Here is a 16424-nt window from a genome sequence, read left to right on the forward strand (position 1 = left end):
GGTGGTTTACAATATGTACTGGTTACCATATCTGACACTTTTTATTAATCTTGTTATCATCTTGGTGATGCCAAAGAACTTAACGAAGCAAGAAATATATATAAGCTGGTGTGTGATCGCTTTAATCAATCTAAGCACGGATGTTGTTTTTAGTTTTTATTTTAAATTGTATGAACTTGCAGGTCCTGGAGTGCAGCTAGGCGTGCATATGATAGAACTGACTCTTGGGGCATCCTTTGGCATTATTTTTCTCAATTTTATGCCTGAAAAACTCAGGCCCTTTCTTCTGTATGCGGCCGCATGGAGTGTTATTTCAATGATTTTTGAGCTTGCGTTTGTTAAAGTCCATTTTCTAAATTATTTCACCTGGAAACCTTGGTATTCTCCGCCATATTACTTTGGGGCATTGTTGTATATGCGCTGGCATCTTTGGTTTTTGAGGAAGCCTGGCAGCTAAAAAAGCTATGAACAGCCGTGTCTAAAATGGTAAAATGAGGGAAACTATTTTGGAGCGGATGCTATGATCAATGAAATTAAAGAAGAATTAAGAAATGCGGCCTTATATTTAACAAAAGAACACCTGCAATTATTCGTCAAAGCAATCGATTTTGCGGAAGAGGCCCACAGTGGACAGAGAAGAGAAACTGGCGAACCCTACATCATTCACCCCTATACAGTCTGCAAAATATTACTGGATTATAAAGCTGATGCGACTACCTTAATCTCCGCCTTACTTCATGATGTTGCAGAAGATACCCATTTTTCCATCAAAGATATCGAAAAAAGATTTGGTCACAAAGCTGCTGAGATTGTAGATGGATTAACTAAGCTGGAAAAAGGCTTACTTGAAAAGGGAAAATATAGTGCAAGCAACTTTGAAAAGCTTTTGACTGCGTCTGCTAGTGACATCCGAGTTGCAATCGTGAAGATAGCAGACCGATTGCATAACATGAGAACCCTTGATGTTAAAAAAGTAGAAAAACAAGTACCCTATGCGAATGAAACATTAGTGTTTTTTTCACCAATGGCCGAACGTTTAGGCTTATTTAAAATGCAAAAAGAATTGGATGAATTAAGCTTTAAGTATTTGAATCCCACAAAATATAAAGGAGTTAGGCAGCTGCTTGACAACTATAGCGTGATTTTTGCGGATTTGTTTGAATTTAGCATGAGCAAAATAAAGGTGTCCGCCATGCAGGAGCTGCAGCTTAACTTTGATTGGGTCGATACACCAATCTATAAAGCTTACTCATTTTTACAAGGAGGATATTCGCTTTCTGATTTATATACTGTCGAAGTCATCGCGGATTCTCCACTCCATTGTTATTCAGCACTCGGAATCATCCATGGCTTATTTCAGCCTGTGGAAAATCAGTTTCAAGACCAAATCGCCATTAAAAAAAGTCCGTTCCAACGACATTTAACAACCAAGGTGTACATCAATAACATAGAAGTTAAATTTGAAATTAAAACAGAAAGTGTAAAACAAACACAGCAATACGGGGTTTTTAGTTTTTTGAACAGAGAATGCAGGGATGAGGAACTTCGAAAATTAAGTTCAGAGCTTCTGCGTGATACAATCCCCTCCGTCAAATCGGTATCGAATGATCCGATAGAGTTTTACGAATTGATATCCTTTGAATTACTGCAGCGGGATATTACAGTTTTCACTCCTAAAATGGATGCAGTTTTCTTGCCTGAAGGTGCATCAGCATTAGACTTGGCATTTAACCTGAATCCCCAGCTTGCAAGGAAAATGTCCGGTGTGAGGATTAACGGTGAGCTAAAATCGTTAAGTACCCTAGTTAAAGACATGGACATAGTTGAAGTCATGCTAGAAAGTTGGGATATGGTGAATGAAAATTGGTTAAACCACGCACATACTTCTAAGGCTCGGAAAGAAATCTTGGAATTACTTTCATAAAATATTGTTTATACTTGTTCATTGTGTTACATTAAATGGAAATTAGGAGTGGTAAAATATGTTTGGATAAATTAATTTAACTTCAGTTTCCAAATTCCATCTTCATATCAAGTAGCCTTGCTATTCGATTTTTTTAAATCGAACATAGGAAGGCTATTTCTCATGAAACCGCATTGATTAAGTTTTTAACTTTAATCAGTGCGGTTTTTATTTTAAATAACGAAATGGAGGAATGGCAAATGAAAAAAATGGATTATCAAAATGTTAAAGGTACACAGGATTACTTGCCAGAAGCAGAGATTTTGCGACGGAAAATCAGAAGAACATTGGAGGATTTATTTATTCAGTACGGCTGCAAGCCACTTGAGACTCCGATTTTAAATTATGCTGAGCTGCTAGCCTCCAAGTATGGCGGCGGTGCGGAAATTCTCGAGGAGATGTATACATTATCTGACCGTGGAGAAAGAAATTTAGCCTTACGATACGATTTAACAATTCCGTTTGCAAAGGTTGTTGCGATGAATCCTACGATAAGAATGCCTTTTAAAAGATACGAGATCGGTAAGGTGTTCAGGGATGGACCGATCAAGGCAGGAAGGTTCCGTGAATTTACCCAATGTGATGTGGACATTGTGGGAGTGGAATCACAAATTGCAGAGGCCGAATTGATGCAGATGGCTTTTGACGCATTCAAAAAACTAGATATGGATATAACCATCCAATACAACAATCGCAAATTGCTGACTGGAATACTTGAAGCATCTGAAACACCTTCTGAAAAAATCAATAAAGTAGTTTTGATTCTGGATAAGCTCGAGAAAGTCGGATTGGAGGCAGTTTTATCTGAACTGGAAGAGCAAGGACTGCCGTCATCAACGGTCACTTTTATCAAACAATTTTTAACGAATGGAAATAATGCGTGCTACAGATATTTTGACCAATACTTGGAGAAAAGTGAGCAATTAAAGCAAGGTTTGGCTGAATTAAAAGAGCTAGAGGAGTATTTGAAATTCCTTGGAATTGACGGGGAATGTGTATTCAATCCATTTTTAGCAAGAGGTCTTGAGATTTATACAGGAACGATTTATGAGATTTTCTTAATGGATAAAAGGATTAAATCAAGTATTGGCAGCGGCGGCCGGTATGACAATGCAATCGGTGGATTGATTGGCTCAAATGAGAGCTTTTCTACTGTAGGGATCTCGTTTGGATTGGATGTCATATATACGGCGATGAGTCAGTTGAATGAGAGGGCTGAATCTGATCTGGATTTTTATATAATCCCGATTAATACCCAAAAGGAATGCTTACTACTTGCAAAATACTTACGTGACAAGGGATATAAAGTAGAGCTGGAATTGGGAAGCAAAAAGCTGGGGAAAGCGCTGGAGAAAGCGAACAAGGAAAAAGTGAAGCAGGTAATAATTATTGGAGAAGAAGAAGTGAAAAAGAATGTAATGAAAATTAAAGATATGATTACTGGGGAGGAAAGAACTGAGGTAATTCCATTTTAAAATAATCAAGCACTCTTCTTATTAAAAGAGTGCTTGTTGTTTAATTAGTCGTGAATGTATGCAGCAGCATTGTTTCGTCTTTTTGAATGAATTCAAAATAATATTCAATGCTATTTTCTGCAAATCCGACTGTAATCTTTTCGTTTTTCCTATCATGGAAGCGATATTCAAGTTTGCTGTAATCCATTCCGTTGATAAAGTCTTGGTTATGGCGGCCTTCGAAGTGAAAGGAATTTGTAGCCCTATTAATGGTAACACCCGAATCGGAAATGGATTGTAAATAATTGTAATCTTTTTTGATCATGGCATTAAATGCTTCCAAGGATAGATTCATGGATTCTCTTAATTGATCAGCACTTAGATTCGGCCTTTCTGCCAATTCATCTTTTAGCTTCTGAATTTCCTGGATAAGCAACTGGGTATCGTTTGTGCTCTTCGTTTCTGCCTCTTCACTGGTGCAGCCAGTTAATAAGAATAAAAGAACAGCCGTGAAAATCAAATTCTTCATTGGATTACCACCTTCCATTAATTGGATTTTAACATTTCTTAGGTACCTTAATCAATCTATGAATTGGAAAATTATAGTTAAGTAGAAAGGGGAATTTCTATTTAAGTCGAATCCTTTAAATGAAGGGTGGTAGTGAAAATTGAGCAAACAATTATTAAGAGTAGGTACCATTTACATTCCGGTAAATGATGTGGAAGTTTCTTCAGATTGGTATGCAGAAAAATTGAATGCCGAGATCAGCTATCAGGATAATGAAAAAGCAATCCTAAACATGGCAAGTATGAGTTTCTTTTTAGTAAGGTCTGTCGGGCAGAGTGCGAATTTTGTAGATATCCATGGTGAAGAGCATTTTATTTTAACTTTTGAAGTAAATGGTATAGAGGCACTTACCGAATTACATAATGATTTTCTCGAGAAGGGCTTAAACGTGGGAGAGATTGAAGACAGGGGTCATGCAGGGAAAAACTTTGTTTTTTACGACTTGGATGGAAATAAGTTTGATGTTTGGAGTGAACTGAGCCCGGATTTTAAAAAGAGGTATTTGCTCTGAATTCTTGACATGAAATTGTTGTTAAAGGATAAATATACGGGGAATATCAAGTAGAATGTTTAGCTTTTATAAAAAATGATACATCGTAGAAATAATATAGTAGTAATATCAGGAGGATATATGAAGTTAGTATTAATATTTGGACCGCAGGCAGTTGGTAAAATGACTGTTGGGCATGAGTTAGAAAAAATAACAGATTTAAAGCTTTTTCATAATCATATGACAATAGATTTAGTGAATCCGTTTTTCAATTACGGCACTAAGGAGGGAAAAAGGCTAGTTTCCTTATTTCGCCGGGAGATATTTGAAGCGGTGGCGAAAAGTGATTTATACGGTTTGATTTTTACATATGTCTGGGCATTCGATTTGCAGGAGGACTGGGATTATGTGGAGAGTCTCTCCCGGATTTTCGAGTCTAAAGGTGGGACGGTTTATTTCGTAGAGCTGGAAGCGGAACTATCAGAAAGACTCGTTCGTAATAAAAGCCCTCATCGACTAGAACATAAGCCATCAAAGCGTAATATTACTTGGTCTGAAAATGACTTAGTAAAGTCAATGGATCAATACCGTTTGAATTCCTTTGAAGGTGAAATCAAAAAAGAAAACTACATGAGGATAAATAATACAAAAATGAGTGCGGAAGACGTGGCGAAAAAGATCAAAGAGATTTTCGAATTATAGATTTTTAGAGGAAAAGGAAGAATTGAAAATAAGGTGAGAGTATGGAGGAGATTTTGGAGATGAATTTTGCAGCAGGGCAATAAAAGCTGGAACGAGAAATCGAGAATAAAGAAAAAGAATTCATGCAAATCAAAATGGAATTGGCGGAGGTAACATTAAGGTCTTTATACCTTTTCTGACTACAGGAGGCAGGATGATGTTTATGTGCAAAGTAGTTACAAAAGATTTTAAAATAATTGGCATGAAGCATAAAGGCTATTTTAATGACTATGGAGAAACAGTGCCAAAAGCTGCACAGCAATTTTTAGAATATGCAAAGGATATTCCGAATAACACAGGACTCGAAGTGACGGTCTATGAGCCTCCAAAACAGCCAACTCAGCTAGAAGGAATATTTCTCGTTGGTATGTTGGTGAATGAACACAACGATTTTGTTCCTGAAGGTATGGAATACATGCATATTCAGCATAGCTATGCCGTTATTAAAGGCAAAGGCACAGAGATGGGAAATTTGTATTCGGTATTAGATAAATGGATTCTTGAACAAAGCTATGATCGTGCCACTCCTGAACAGTATATCATTGAAGTTTACCACCCTGTCCAGGATGATGTAGAGGATGTTGAGGTTTATATTCCATTAAAAATAAATGAATAACAAGATAGAGGATTTTTATAGTTAATCTAATTAAACTGCAAATATTTTGCGGTTTTTAATTTTTTTCGTTGATACAATTCTGAATTATGATAAGATATTAAAGATTTGTCATTCTTTTTAATTGGAGGAATATGGATGGAGTTCAGAGGGTCGTCTGCCTATGATGAAGGGGAATTTTTCGAGAATTACATGAAGCGGAGAACAAGACCGGAGAGTCCTAATAATGTCATCGAAAAACCTGTTTTACTCAAGCTTATAGGAAATGTAAAAGGTAAAAGGGTATGCGACTTAGGCTGTGGGGATGCAGAAATTGGTCTAGATCTTCTCCAACGAGGATGTCTAAGCTACACAGGTGTTGAAGGGTCAGAAAATATGGCTCAATTGGCGGCAAAAAACCTCGAGGGTCAAGCGGGGAAAGTTGAACTGTCACCTATGGAAGAATGGCAACCTCTGACAGAACAATTTGATTTAGTTCTTTCACGCTTCGCTTTGCATTATTTAACTGATCTAGATACTGTTTTTCAAAAAGTTCATCACACTCTAGTGGATGGCGGAAAGTTTGTTTTTAGTGTCCAGCACCCCGTCCTAACTTCTTCTGCGAAAAGTGCAGAAGCTTCGGGCTCCAGAACGGACTGGATTGTCGATGACTATTTTAACCAGGGAGAAAGAGCTGAGCCATGGATTGGCAAAAAGGTAATCAAATACCATCGGACTACCGAAGAGTATTTTCGATTACTGAAGCAGGCAGGCTTTAAAGTCGAGGATCTGAGGGAAGGAACTCCAAATGCTGAAAACTTCAGCAGCGAAAGCGAATATCAGAGAAGAAAGAGAATCCCTGTAGTCCTCATGTTTTCATGTGTTAAATAAGGAGTCTGGACCATGAGAATCACGTTAGCAAACGCGGATGATTATAAGAAACTTGTATATGTTTTAAATGAGACTGCTCTAGATTTACATAATAAAGGAATCAAACAATGGGAATATCCATGGAATGAGAATGAGATTTTGAACCAGATAAAATCCAGCTATTTATACACCGTTTCAGTCGATGAGCGGATAATCGGTACCTTTGGCATCAAAAATATTGATAGTCTAAGTGTTTGCGAGATCCAACCCAACAGCCAATATTTATATCAACTTGCTATACTTCCTGAATATCAAGGTAATGGTTATGGTCGAGCGATTATCGAGTGGGCATGTGGATACGTGAGAGAAAAGGATAAAGCATTGTATTTAGATTGCTGGTCAGGGAACGGAAATTTGAAGAGCTTTTATCAGGAGAATGGGTTCCATTACGAAGGTGATTTTCCTGAAGAGGATTATTATATAAGTGTTTTTAAAATGAACTAAACACGAATCAGGAGGAGTAATATGGAAGATATTTTTAAAGAAATTGTCCATATTCTGCACCATGATTATGCCGGATGGAAGGACAAAGAAGGCTGGGATGACCCAGCCTATTTTTTACAGAAATTGAAGAAAACAAGTGAGCTTAATAATGATAGCTTCACCAACCTCGTCAAGGAGTATTTATTGGACTTTAATGACCAGCATATTCTTTTTTATGATTTAAAAGCCGCTAAAGAGAATCCTGGTGATCGTGGATTTCGCGTTAGAAGGTATGAGGATAGGCTTTATATAACAGAGATAAAGACCGAGAAAAGGCTTAAAAAGGGGATGTTTTTTAAGACACTGGGAGGATTTACGATTCCAGAGTTAAAGGAACGCCATAACAGAATGTTAAATGAAAATCATGCCGAACGTGAAAATTGGACCCCGATTCTCTCTTTATATTCATCTGGTGAAGTGGAGGATGTCTCCGGCAACGTGTTAAAGATTGATTTTCAGCATTATGAAAAAGGCGAGTATAAGCCAGTTTACTCTGTTAAAAATTTGGAACAATCCACTTTGCTGATGACAATGACAGACTTTTGTGATCCTGATGCCATCAGAAAAATGGTGGAGGAAAATCAAGAATTAATCAATTCAACTGATAATTGGATTATTGATGTCAGAGTGAATTATGGGGGAAGCGATGCCAGCTATTACTGCTTACTTCCATACTTAATGCCCGAAGAGGGAGCTGAGCTTGCGGACAAAGAGGAGCGAATGTTATTTAATTGTACTGCAGCTAATGCAGAGAGACAATTGGCTGGGTTATCTGAACAAATCAAAAAAACGCAGGATGAACAGAGTCAAGTTTTCTTGACTGCATGGAAGCGGAAGTGGGAGAAAAACTGCGGGAATGGCTTTGTGGAATTTGATTTTGCTGAGTTTATTCCAGATACATTTGTAAAAGGTTTCCCTTATCCGAAATCTGTCATTGTTATGACCGATGTTTTTTGTGGTAGTGCTGGAGATTCGTTTGTCGAGCATTGTAAGAAATCAAGTAAAGTAACCGTGATCGGAAGACCAACCAAGGGGTTGAATGACTATGCCAATTTGGCAGTAAAAAGGTGGGAGCAAGGGTTTGAGCTTTGGTACCCAACTTCCAGGCTTTCCAGGATCGATCACGGACTTGGCATGACGGGAAAAGGGATTGAACCTCATATCCTTATTCCGTGGACTCCGAAGCATATAGAGATCGATGTTGATATGCAAGCAGCCTTAAATTTGTTAGAAAAGAAAAAATTTACAAAATAGACGATTTTGTTTTAAGTTAGCTTAACAATCATTTGTTAAGGTAGAGATGTAAACGGACCATGTAATTGACTCTTACTAAATAAGGAGTGTGTACGATGGTTTACAAAGTTATCATTAATTTCTTATTGGTGATCACGCATTTCTACATTCTTTAACATTCTTTCAGAAAACACAAAAAGAATTAACAAAATCAAGCAATGATCTTAATATTCGTTTTTTATTATAAATAATAGGCAGGATAGCAAGTGTGGCTATCAAGGCAAATGGCGAAGGCGGGGCCGTTGCCTTTTTTTATGGAATTGAATAATGACAAGCTTTCACTAATATAATGACTAAACCATCTCATTTGAGACAGGAGGAGAAGGTTTGGCATTGAGACATACTGCTGTATTTTTGAAAGCCTCAGGGCTCTCCCTAATCCTTGTGCCCTTGTTCATGAAGGGCATGGGGTTTATCCGAATCCTTCCAAAGGCAGGTATTTACATATTGGTTGGGATTGGGTTCATCATGCTGCTTGTCGGCATGGTGTATGAAGTAAAAGCTTTGAGAGCAGGGAAGAGACTGGGTAGGAAAAAAGCCCGCCCAGAAAAATGAAAACGAGTCCTGAACTTTAGGACTCGTATCTTTGTTTAAGTTATCCTTTTTAAACTTTAATTTAACATTTTATCAGAAAATTCATTGTCATCGATAAATGTACTGTTATATTGTGGTAAAATTTGAGTGGTAGGCTTTTAATTTATTTTAATTGGTCAGGGTGGAAACATTGACGAAAATACATATCATTGGCGGTCCCGGCAGCGGGAAAACCTACATAGCAAATAAAATATCAAAAATATTAAAAGTACCTAAATATGAATTGGATCATCTCTTTTGGGATCATGATTCAGAATATTTTGGGTCACAAACTCTTCCGGCTATCAGGCAGGAAAAGCTGGGCAAAATTTTAGCACAGGAAAAATGGGTTATTGAAGGCGTCTATTATAGCTGGCTCGAGGATAGCTTTCATCAGGCAGATTACATACTCGTGCTTAAAACAAATGTGTATGTAAGAGATTGGAGAATCGTAAAGAGGTTTTTATTTAGAAAGTTCAAACTGCAGAAATCTTCTAGAAAAGAAAATTTACGAACCTTGTTTGACTTAATAAAATGGAACCACAATTATGATGGGAATAATCTCGTCCATGCGATAAAACTAATGAAAAAACATAAAGACAAGGTCATTATCCTTACAAAAAATGAAGATGTATTTAAGTTGTTCAGGAAACGAAAAAAAGGATGATGTTCATAAATAAAATGATAGGCACAAGGAGCATATGAATACCGCTCATTGTGCTTTTCTTTTTAAAAATTTTTACATGAAATAACACTAATTGGCAATCCTATGGTTGATAAATTATAACCTTAGGAGGAAAAATCATGAAGTATATCAAAACCTTGTCTTTTGTTTTATTAATAATTGCCTTCTCAGCAGGCTGCACAATGAACAATGGGGCACGAGAGGATGTTCGTGACCGGGAAGATGCAAAAATCCAAACTTATAATCATGATATCGATAAGGTCGATGATGGTGTAAGAATTCAAAATGATAATATGGACCAAAATGATAATCAATTACGATTTGGTGACGAAGCGAAAGCAAAAGTTGAAGATCTGGATGAAGTGAAAACAGCACATGTCATTATGACAGACAGAGCAGCTTATGTTGCGGTGGTTCTCAGCAACGATGAAACAGGGAATGTGAGAAAAGATCTTGAGAAGAAAATCTCAGATCGAGTAAAATCCACGGATAGTAGTATCGAGAACGTCTATGTTTCAAGCAATCCTGATTTCGTTGACCGTATGAGAGATTATGGGGATAAAATCCAAAATGGGGAACCAGTTCGCGGTCTGTTTGATGAATTTAGCGAAATGGTCCGAAGGGTTTTTCCAACAGCTCGATAAACGTTAAAAAGGGAACCTGATTCAGGTTCCCTTTAAAAATTAATCGTTTTCCGAAAACTATATCGTTCTTTAGAATAACGTCTCATATGGAGCAGTGCTAATTTGTTTCTCGGCAAGCCTTTTGCGCAAAAACTTATGATCCCGCTTTGGCGTTGCAAGGATGTAGCCGCGAATCACTAACTCCTGGTTGATTATATCGGCTTTTTCCTTAAGTGCCAGCTCACCAATTTTACCGGCAATTTTGTGCCGTGCCACATCCCTGAACAATTCAGGAACGGGACTGACAAGATCCTCAAGCAATGCCTTCTGGTCATCAGGCCATAAATGCCTCGTTTCGTTCACATAATACTCTTCCCAATCCATATCCGATTTTCCATCATTCTTCGGCAGCTTCTTCAAGAACTTCCGGAACATGAAAAATCCGCCTATCGCAAATAATCCAATTAACACAAGAACCCAAAACATAATAAACCATAAAAACCAACCTTCAAGCTGATACATTAACCTTCACCCACACAATTCTTATATCTCCCTATATTATAGTATTGGCGCGGGGCGGAAGACAAGTCATGTGACAAATTGAGTAACTCTCTTGTAAAAAAGGCAGCTTGTAAGTATAATAGACCTTGTTCTTAAAACGGGGCTGAATGGGGTACTGGTGTCCTCCACGGTCTTCAAAACCGCTTGTGACCTGCGTGCCAGGTTAGCTGGGTTCGATTCCCAGGCGGTCCCGCCAATACGTCTTACTCTCGCAAAGGTTTCCGCAATTTGTGTGCGGTGATTGTGTGCGATGATAGTGGCGGATTCCCACACGGTTTTCGGCCGGTCTAAAGAAAGACCGTGTAAGACTGGCGAATAAAACCGTTTGTATAGTCGGCTAAAACCGTTTGACCTCTTACGAATTTTTCTTTCGGAAGGGGTTTTTTATTTATGCGAAAAGGATTAACGCGCAAGTATAAACGCAATACCAGCGCAAACATTAACGAGTTATCTATGACTGAAATGTTCGAAGAGTTTATGCTGATTAAGAAAGGCGAGGGGCTTGCGAAAAGGACAGTCGCCGAGTATTACACGAATTACCAGTATTTCGTTGATTTTATCGGAAGGGAATTGACGGCCAGCGAAATGACCTCCGAACTATTCGCAAGCTGGATAACGTATATGAGTGACGAAATGTCATACGCGCCAGCTACGATCAATATTCGCGTGAGGACAATGCGCTCATTCTTGCGCTATGCATACGAGGATAAACAATGGATAGATGAACCGATACATAAACGTTTCAAGCCAATTAAGGCGCCAATAGATGTCGTAGAATCGCTAACGCCTGAAGAGTTTCGCCGGCTGATAGGGGCGATTGATGATTCGACCTATACCGGATTCAGAACGCAAGTGATTACGTATGTACTCCTCGATACTTTGATTCGCGTATGTGAGCTCGTTGATATTAAGCGCCAGAATATCGACTTTAAAACGATGTCGATTCGCTTAGAGGCTGCGGATACCAAGACGCGAGTCGGCCGCGTTGTGCCTATATCGACCAGGACTGCGAAGTTACTTAGCGAATATCTAGCCGAAACGGAGGAATTCGGAAGTGATTACGTGTTCTTAACATATGAGGGTGAACCAATGAGCGAGGCGACTGTACGCGAAAATTTGCGGCTATATGGCGCCGTGGCAAAGATAACGAATAAGCGAGTCAGTCCGCATACACTTCGGCATACTGGCGCTTTATTCTACATTATGAACGGTGGTGATCCGTTTAGTTTGCAGCGCATACTCGGCCATTCGCATATGAATATGGTGCGTCGATACGTGCAAATGACGAACATGGACGTTCAGAATCAGCACAGCACATACTCGCCGCTTAATTACGTCTTTAAATAAAGGATTAACGGTATTTAAGGCGAAGTAATAAGCGAAGGTGATAATATGCGAAAGGGAAACCAAATAATTGGTAAGCTGGAGTGTGATGAGTGCGGTCGGATAAACGAATGGTATTACGTTATTCCAGACAACATTAACTCGCCTCAATACCATACATTTATTATTGATTCTTCGAAGGCAGGAGCGACTCTAATTAAAGGCGACCGAGATAAGCCGGAAGAGTTGATGATAATTTGTAAGGGATGCGACAAGGATTTATTTTTTAAATATCAAGGATAACAACGGCCACCTTTTGCGGGTGGCTTTTTCGTATTTAACGCTATTATTACTGATTTAAAGCCTTTTTTACTACTCCTATATAAATATATAAGTTATTCGTACCGCTTTTGTACACTTTTTTGCCGAGAACTGCCGATAGAAGGGATTTACAAGGGTTAAAAAAGTCTTTTTACCAGCCACATGCCTCCGACGCGTGCGTGCCTCCGGATTCCCAGGGTTGCCAATCGTGCACATTACCGGTCAAAAGGCGCTAATTTTCCGGTATCAAAAACGATTATTTATGAAACGGTAAGGTTGCGTAATGCTATTCCGTTGGTATGTCACTAGTAAACCGTCTCAAAAAACAGTATCGTTTCATAGTTGCTAAATAGTACCGTTTATGATACGATTACTATAACGATATGAAACGGAGCTGATGCGAAATGAAAATCGGATATGCCCGCGTAAGTACGCAGGATCAAAACCTCGATATGCAAATCGACGCGCTGAAGACGGCTGGCTGCGAACGGATATACACGGAGAAACAAAGCGGTAAACGTGACGATCGGCCGGAGCTACAACGGTGCCTGGATGCGCTCAGAAAAAGGCGATACGCTCGTTGTCTATAAGCTAGATAGGTTGGGGCGATCAACGTTTAAACTGCTGGAATTGACCGCAGGGTTCGAACGCGAAGGCATCGATTTCGTTTCGATTGTGGACGGTATTGATACGACTACGCCTGTCGGTCGCTTCTTCTTTCGAACGATGGCCAGTATCGCAGAACTAGAACGGGATATAATCGTCGAGCGAACGCAGGCTGGACTGAAGGCAGCACGGGCAAGAGGTCGCATAGGTGGACGCCCTAGCACGCCGAAGAAGGACGTTGAGCGAGCGCTTAAGCTATACGATAGCAATGAGTACAGCGTGCCAGAGATCGTTGATATGACTGGCGTTAGTAAGCCAACGATATACAGGGCGTTAAAGAAACGTGAGGGGTCGGCGCAATAATGCCGGCTTTTTTTTCGATGCCGGGGGGGCCGTCTGCGATTCTGACCCGCTCTCTGGTGATGAAACACTGCGAATACGATTTTATTTTCCTCGGAGTAAACAGGAACACATGGCAAAAATGAAAAATCTTAAGAGAATTACTTTTCCAGTATTTTCTATAGTATAATAAACACAAATAATGGAAAAGGAGAGTTGGGAATGAGTATCGAACCAAATGTGACTTTGTACTTAGAAAAACAAGATGTTGAAACTCTAAAAGATGGTGGACAAGTTAACGCATTTATTTCTTCGGATTATGCGGACTTAGCAGTGCAGGTATCTGTTCCGTTATCTTGGATTGATGGAACATTCTATGATAATAGCAATTTCCTTAAAAAAGAAGGATTCATAGTAAAGCAACCTAGATAGTGTTTGTTTCTCCGGTAACCATGCCGGAGTTTTTTTTATGACAACTGAATCGGAAAAAATTTTCCGATAATAAATTTAATTCTTAAGGGTTCAAAGTTGACAATTCCGGAAAGAATTAGCGTGAGGTGAGACGTATGAAAGAATACAAAACCGGAAACAGCACGGTTATTGTACATTCGCCATTATGGGCCTTGTCAGATGCGGAGCAAGAGCGCTGGGTTAAAGAAGAAACGGAGAAAGGCACCGTTGTGTTAGCGGAAATCAGAAAAGCGATAAAAGACTGTTATAAACGATAAAAAGGCGTAGAGGTGATCGTATGAATACGAAAGAATATAACTTCGACGGCACACGTGTTATTATTCATTCGCCATTAGCGCATTTAACAGACGAGGAAAGAGCCGAATGGATGTTGCGCGAGCAAGCGGCTGACAATCCAGTTATAAAAGAAATCGAACGAGTCATCAACGCCTGCTATAACGACAAAACAAAAAGCCGCGGCGATTAATCCGTGGCCTTTTCGTTCAAAATATCCTAAAACGCTCCAAACGCTTCCTTTACCCATCAATTATTGATAAAATGGAATTCATTTGACCTGAACACCATATATAGTGTTGTCGAAAATTAAAAATACACTATATATTGTTTTTTTATGTATCGTTATGATAACGTAAGGGTAATTCAAGAAAGGAGGTTAATAGTATTGGAATTTAGAATAATAATAGGGGGATTTCTCGAGAATGGATTGGGACGTAATAGTTGTGGTGGTTAGGATCGTTCAGATTGGTGTATCTTTATGGGACAAGTTGGTTAAAAAGAAAAGGCCCGTCTCCAAAAAGAAGAAACGAGCCAAGAAAAAGAAATATAGTTGAACCGATGTACTAAACCGTTAGTGTTGCGACCACTAGCGGTTTTATTGTTTTCAGTATACACAACATATATGTAAAAATCCACAGTGAACTTTTTAAGAATTCCCACGGACTTCCTTTTCAATCTTATCCAAAACGTAATGCAATCCACGTGTTATCTGACGTCCGCTAAAACGTAGCACCTTCCAGCCGTTCTTGCGCAAAAAAGCATCCTTACGGCGATCGTGTGCCTTTTGTTCGGGCGAAGAGTGGTATGCTTTGCCATCGCATTCAATCGCTATCCTTGGCCCTACAAGCGCCAAATCAATACGGTATTTACCGCAGGGAACTTGAGTACTCACAGTGTAGCCTCGAAAAACCAGCGCATCAAATAGCCGGCGCTCGATTGGACTTTCGCACTTCATACGCTGCATTGTAACGGTATCAAACATCGGAGGCTCTTTGCGCCGGAAAACGAACATAAGTACACCAGCAGCCAGCATTGAAAAGAAAATGATATACTCAATCATCGCGTCCGTCGCTCCGATTCTTTTTCGCCGCGGTCTTCTTCTTCGCTTTTTCTTCCTTTGCTATTCGTATTAACCCCGGTAATATTGCGTGATAAAAATCCTGCAATGCTTTTTCTGAGAATTTAAACATTACCGAACCATCTCCGCTAATTTATCACGGTCGATTAAACGAACTTTGTTTACTTTCGCAAGCTCAATCGCAGCTGGCGTGAAATACTGATTTGTAACAACGATAGCGCCACTTGCTCGGTAGTATCTTATCGCACCAACGACTTGTTGTACTGCGCCGACTCCAATGTTACTGCTGTATCTCTTCGCCTGGACTACGTACTTTTTATGGCCTTTGCGAAGGATTAAGTCAGCTCCATAATCGCTAGATCCTTGCGTGACAGTAGTGACGTAACCTTGCCGCTCGAATATCGGCTTTAGAAAGTGTTCGAATTCAAAGCCGTCCATCTTATCTATTTCCTCAATATCCACTGGTATTCCGTTTCGGAATTTCAGTGATTTAATAAAAACCCTTATTACTTCGAACAGTTTCTTGCGTACTGGCTTATAAGTAAGCAAAACAAAAAATGGTATTAAAAGCATAAATATGCCTGTTGCTATTTCTTTAGGATTTTCTTCAATGAAATTAAAGGTACCCGCAAACCAGCAATAGATAAAAATCGTGGCTAAAGAGTAATTCGAGAAGTTCTTTTCAATCTTGCGAATAAGTTTTAGCATATGAAGATTCTTCCTTTTTATCTTCATTTTTAGCATTTGGTTCGCAAGCTATACCCACGAGTTAAATGTCAAAATAATCGTCCGCTTTTGCGCCTGGATCGAGTTCTCTTATCGCTTTCATTAACTTCCGCATAACACTAGGCGAAGGCACATAGTCCGATTCATTGCACGCCTTACTTACCGTATTTCTACTAACGCCAGATGCCTCGCGTAATTCCTCTTGCGTATAGCCATGCCGGTCTATTAACTTGCCGAGCTTGCTGCGCTTTTTGCCTCCGAAATTAAAGAACGAAAATAACACGTCGATAACCTCCTATTAAACTTGTCTAGGATCATTCTCGTCCAT

Annotated in this window: 22 protein-coding genes, 1 tRNA gene and 1 pseudogene; 18 read left to right on the forward strand and 6 right to left on the reverse strand. The window is 39.2% G+C overall.

Annotation, left to right across the window (positions count from 1 at the left end):
- Positions 1-13: 13 nt before the first annotated feature.
- From AABM38_RS09920 to AABM38_RS09930, 3 genes are all read left to right on the forward strand, one after another.
- Positions 14-457 carry a hypothetical protein gene (locus tag AABM38_RS09920; protein ID WP_423410214.1) on the forward strand — a complete coding sequence of 148 codons (444 nt, stop codon included), beginning with the start codon at positions 14-16 and terminating at the stop codon, positions 455-457.
- Between the two features lie 63 nt (positions 458-520).
- Positions 521-1924: an HD domain-containing protein gene (locus tag AABM38_RS09925; RefSeq protein ID WP_423410215.1), complete on the forward strand. Its 1404-nt coding sequence runs from the start codon at positions 521-523 to the stop codon at positions 1922-1924.
- Between the two features lie 239 nt (positions 1925-2163).
- Positions 2164-3438 carry a histidine--tRNA ligase gene (locus tag AABM38_RS09930; RefSeq protein WP_423410216.1) on the forward strand — a complete coding sequence of 425 codons (1275 nt, stop codon included), beginning with the start codon at positions 2164-2166 and terminating at the stop codon, positions 3436-3438.
- A 40-nt stretch (positions 3439-3478) separates the two neighbouring features.
- On the opposite strand, the gene AABM38_RS09935 is transcribed toward AABM38_RS09930, so the two are convergent.
- Positions 3479-3946, reverse strand: coding sequence for a hypothetical protein (locus tag AABM38_RS09935; protein ID WP_423410217.1), 468 nt, complete (start codon positions 3944-3946; stop codon positions 3479-3481).
- Positions 3947-4085: 139 nt separating this feature from the next.
- Here AABM38_RS09935 and AABM38_RS09940 point away from each other — a divergent pair, with 139 nt between their 5' ends.
- The 9 genes from AABM38_RS09940 (at position 4086) to AABM38_RS09980 (ending at position 10416) form a co-directional block, all read left to right on the forward strand.
- Positions 4086-4496, forward strand: a complete 411-nt coding sequence (locus AABM38_RS09940) for a VOC family protein (RefSeq protein WP_423410218.1) — start codon at positions 4086-4088, stop codon at positions 4494-4496.
- A 120-nt stretch (positions 4497-4616) separates the two neighbouring features.
- Positions 4617-5177, forward strand: coding sequence for a shikimate kinase (locus tag AABM38_RS09945; protein WP_423410219.1), 561 nt, complete (start codon positions 4617-4619; stop codon positions 5175-5177).
- Positions 5178-5370: 193 nt separating this feature from the next.
- On the forward strand, positions 5371-5832 hold the full coding sequence (locus tag AABM38_RS09950) for a GyrI-like domain-containing protein (RefSeq protein WP_423410220.1): 462 nt from the start codon (positions 5371-5373) through the stop codon (positions 5830-5832).
- 135 nt (positions 5833-5967) lie between these two features.
- Positions 5968-6699: a class I SAM-dependent DNA methyltransferase gene (locus AABM38_RS09955; RefSeq protein WP_423410221.1), complete on the forward strand. Its 732-nt coding sequence runs from the start codon at positions 5968-5970 to the stop codon at positions 6697-6699.
- Positions 6700-6711: 12 nt separating this feature from the next.
- A complete protein-coding gene (locus tag AABM38_RS09960; protein ID WP_423410222.1) occupies positions 6712-7182 on the forward strand; it encodes a GNAT family N-acetyltransferase in 471 nt (156 codons plus the stop codon).
- 21 nt (positions 7183-7203) lie between these two features.
- Positions 7204-8475, forward strand: a complete 1272-nt coding sequence (locus tag AABM38_RS09965) for a S41 family peptidase (protein WP_423410223.1) — start codon at positions 7204-7206, stop codon at positions 8473-8475.
- 366 nt (positions 8476-8841) lie between these two features.
- On the forward strand, positions 8842-9069 hold the full coding sequence (locus tag AABM38_RS09970) for a hypothetical protein (RefSeq protein WP_335378906.1): 228 nt from the start codon (positions 8842-8844) through the stop codon (positions 9067-9069).
- A 169-nt stretch (positions 9070-9238) separates the two neighbouring features.
- Positions 9239-9754 carry a hypothetical protein gene (locus AABM38_RS09975; protein ID WP_423410224.1) on the forward strand — a complete coding sequence of 172 codons (516 nt, stop codon included), beginning with the start codon at positions 9239-9241 and terminating at the stop codon, positions 9752-9754.
- Between the two features lie 137 nt (positions 9755-9891).
- Positions 9892-10416, forward strand: a complete 525-nt coding sequence (locus AABM38_RS09980) for a YhcN/YlaJ family sporulation lipoprotein (RefSeq protein WP_423410225.1) — start codon at positions 9892-9894, stop codon at positions 10414-10416.
- A 69-nt stretch (positions 10417-10485) separates the two neighbouring features.
- Here the strand turns inward: AABM38_RS09980 and AABM38_RS09985 are convergent, their stop codons facing one another.
- Complete coding sequence (locus AABM38_RS09985; protein WP_423410226.1) at positions 10486-10917, reverse strand: DUF2621 domain-containing protein; 432 nt, start codon at positions 10915-10917, stop codon at positions 10486-10488.
- A 138-nt stretch (positions 10918-11055) separates the two neighbouring features.
- On the opposite strand from AABM38_RS09985, the gene AABM38_RS09990 reads away from it, so the two are divergent.
- The 6 genes and pseudogenes from AABM38_RS09990 to AABM38_RS10015 all read left to right on the forward strand — a co-directional run bounded on the left by AABM38_RS09990 (position 11056) and on the right by AABM38_RS10015 (position 14482).
- Positions 11056-11152: transfer RNA gene (locus AABM38_RS09990), tRNA-Sec, on the forward strand.
- Between the two features lie 194 nt (positions 11153-11346).
- Positions 11347-12303 (forward strand): tyrosine-type recombinase/integrase, encoded by a 957-nt coding sequence (locus tag AABM38_RS09995; protein ID WP_423410227.1) that lies wholly within the window; start codon positions 11347-11349, stop codon positions 12301-12303.
- Positions 12304-13004: 701 nt separating this feature from the next.
- A pseudogene (locus AABM38_RS10000) lies at positions 13005-13569 on the forward strand (recombinase family protein).
- A 198-nt stretch (positions 13570-13767) separates the two neighbouring features.
- Positions 13768-13977: a hypothetical protein gene (locus tag AABM38_RS10005; RefSeq protein ID WP_423410228.1), complete on the forward strand. Its 210-nt coding sequence runs from the start codon at positions 13768-13770 to the stop codon at positions 13975-13977.
- 134 nt (positions 13978-14111) lie between these two features.
- Entirely contained in the window at positions 14112-14273 is a 162-nt protein-coding gene (locus tag AABM38_RS10010; protein ID WP_423410229.1) for a hypothetical protein, read from the forward strand.
- A 20-nt stretch (positions 14274-14293) separates the two neighbouring features.
- Positions 14294-14482, forward strand: a complete 189-nt coding sequence (locus AABM38_RS10015; RefSeq protein ID WP_423410230.1) for a hypothetical protein — start codon at positions 14294-14296, stop codon at positions 14480-14482.
- A gap of 456 nt (positions 14483-14938) precedes the next feature.
- Here the strand turns inward: AABM38_RS10015 and AABM38_RS10020 are convergent, their stop codons facing one another.
- The 4 genes from AABM38_RS10020 to AABM38_RS10035 all read right to left on the reverse strand — a co-directional run bounded on the left by AABM38_RS10020 (position 14939) and on the right by AABM38_RS10035 (position 16379).
- Entirely contained in the window at positions 14939-15352 is a 414-nt protein-coding gene (locus tag AABM38_RS10020) for an endonuclease domain-containing protein (RefSeq protein ID WP_423410231.1), read from the reverse strand.
- Complete coding sequence (locus AABM38_RS10025; protein ID WP_423410232.1) at positions 15345-15482, reverse strand: hypothetical protein; 138 nt, start codon at positions 15480-15482, stop codon at positions 15345-15347. Before AABM38_RS10025 ends, AABM38_RS10020 begins: the two co-directional genes overlap by 8 nt.
- Positions 15482-16078 carry a restriction endonuclease gene (locus AABM38_RS10030; protein ID WP_423410233.1) on the reverse strand — a complete coding sequence of 199 codons (597 nt, stop codon included), beginning with the start codon at positions 16076-16078 and terminating at the stop codon, positions 15482-15484. The genes AABM38_RS10025 and AABM38_RS10030 overlap by 1 nt, the downstream gene beginning before the upstream one ends.
- Before the next feature lie 61 nt (positions 16079-16139).
- Entirely contained in the window at positions 16140-16379 is a 240-nt protein-coding gene (locus AABM38_RS10035) for a helix-turn-helix transcriptional regulator (RefSeq protein ID WP_423410234.1), read from the reverse strand.
- Positions 16380-16424 lie beyond the last annotated feature (45 nt).

Origin of the sequence: Heyndrickxia sp. MSNUG, from assembly GCF_049532715.1 — a bacterium.
GTDB lineage: Bacteria > Bacillota > Bacilli > Bacillales > Cytobacillaceae > Mesobacillus.

Coding starts and splice junctions, on each gene's coding strand:
- AABM38_RS09935 (WP_423410217.1), bottom strand. CDS start 3,946: ATGAAGAATTTGATTTTCACGGCTGTTCTTTTATTCTTATTAACTGGC.
- AABM38_RS09950 (WP_423410220.1), top strand. CDS start 5,371: ATGATGTTTATGTGCAAAGTAGTTACAAAAGATTTTAAAATAATTGGC.
- AABM38_RS09985 (WP_423410226.1), bottom strand. CDS start 10,917: ATGTATCAGCTTGAAGGTTGGTTTTTATGGTTTATTATGTTTTGGGTT.
- AABM38_RS10025 (WP_423410232.1), bottom strand. CDS start 15,482: ATGTTTAAATTCTCAGAAAAAGCATTGCAGGATTTTTATCACGCAATA.
- AABM38_RS09945 (WP_423410219.1), top strand. CDS start 4,617: ATGAAGTTAGTATTAATATTTGGACCGCAGGCAGTTGGTAAAATGACT.
- AABM38_RS10015 (WP_423410230.1), top strand. CDS start 14,294: ATGAATACGAAAGAATATAACTTCGACGGCACACGTGTTATTATTCAT.
- AABM38_RS09925 (WP_423410215.1), top strand. CDS start 521: ATGATCAATGAAATTAAAGAAGAATTAAGAAATGCGGCCTTATATTTA.
- AABM38_RS09930 (WP_423410216.1), top strand. CDS start 2,164: ATGAAAAAAATGGATTATCAAAATGTTAAAGGTACACAGGATTACTTG.
- AABM38_RS09920 (WP_423410214.1), top strand. CDS start 14: ATGTACTGGTTACCATATCTGACACTTTTTATTAATCTTGTTATCATC.
- AABM38_RS10010 (WP_423410229.1), top strand. CDS start 14,112: ATGAAAGAATACAAAACCGGAAACAGCACGGTTATTGTACATTCGCCA.
- AABM38_RS10020 (WP_423410231.1), bottom strand. CDS start 15,352: ATGATTGAGTATATCATTTTCTTTTCAATGCTGGCTGCTGGTGTACTT.
- AABM38_RS09955 (WP_423410221.1), top strand. CDS start 5,968: ATGGAGTTCAGAGGGTCGTCTGCCTATGATGAAGGGGAATTTTTCGAG.
- AABM38_RS10005 (WP_423410228.1), top strand. CDS start 13,768: ATGAGTATCGAACCAAATGTGACTTTGTACTTAGAAAAACAAGATGTT.
- AABM38_RS09980 (WP_423410225.1), top strand. CDS start 9,892: ATGAAGTATATCAAAACCTTGTCTTTTGTTTTATTAATAATTGCCTTC.
- AABM38_RS09995 (WP_423410227.1), top strand. CDS start 11,347: ATGCGAAAAGGATTAACGCGCAAGTATAAACGCAATACCAGCGCAAAC.
- AABM38_RS09960 (WP_423410222.1), top strand. CDS start 6,712: ATGAGAATCACGTTAGCAAACGCGGATGATTATAAGAAACTTGTATAT.
- AABM38_RS10030 (WP_423410233.1), bottom strand. CDS start 16,078: ATGCTAAAACTTATTCGCAAGATTGAAAAGAACTTCTCGAATTACTCT.
- AABM38_RS09965 (WP_423410223.1), top strand. CDS start 7,204: ATGGAAGATATTTTTAAAGAAATTGTCCATATTCTGCACCATGATTAT.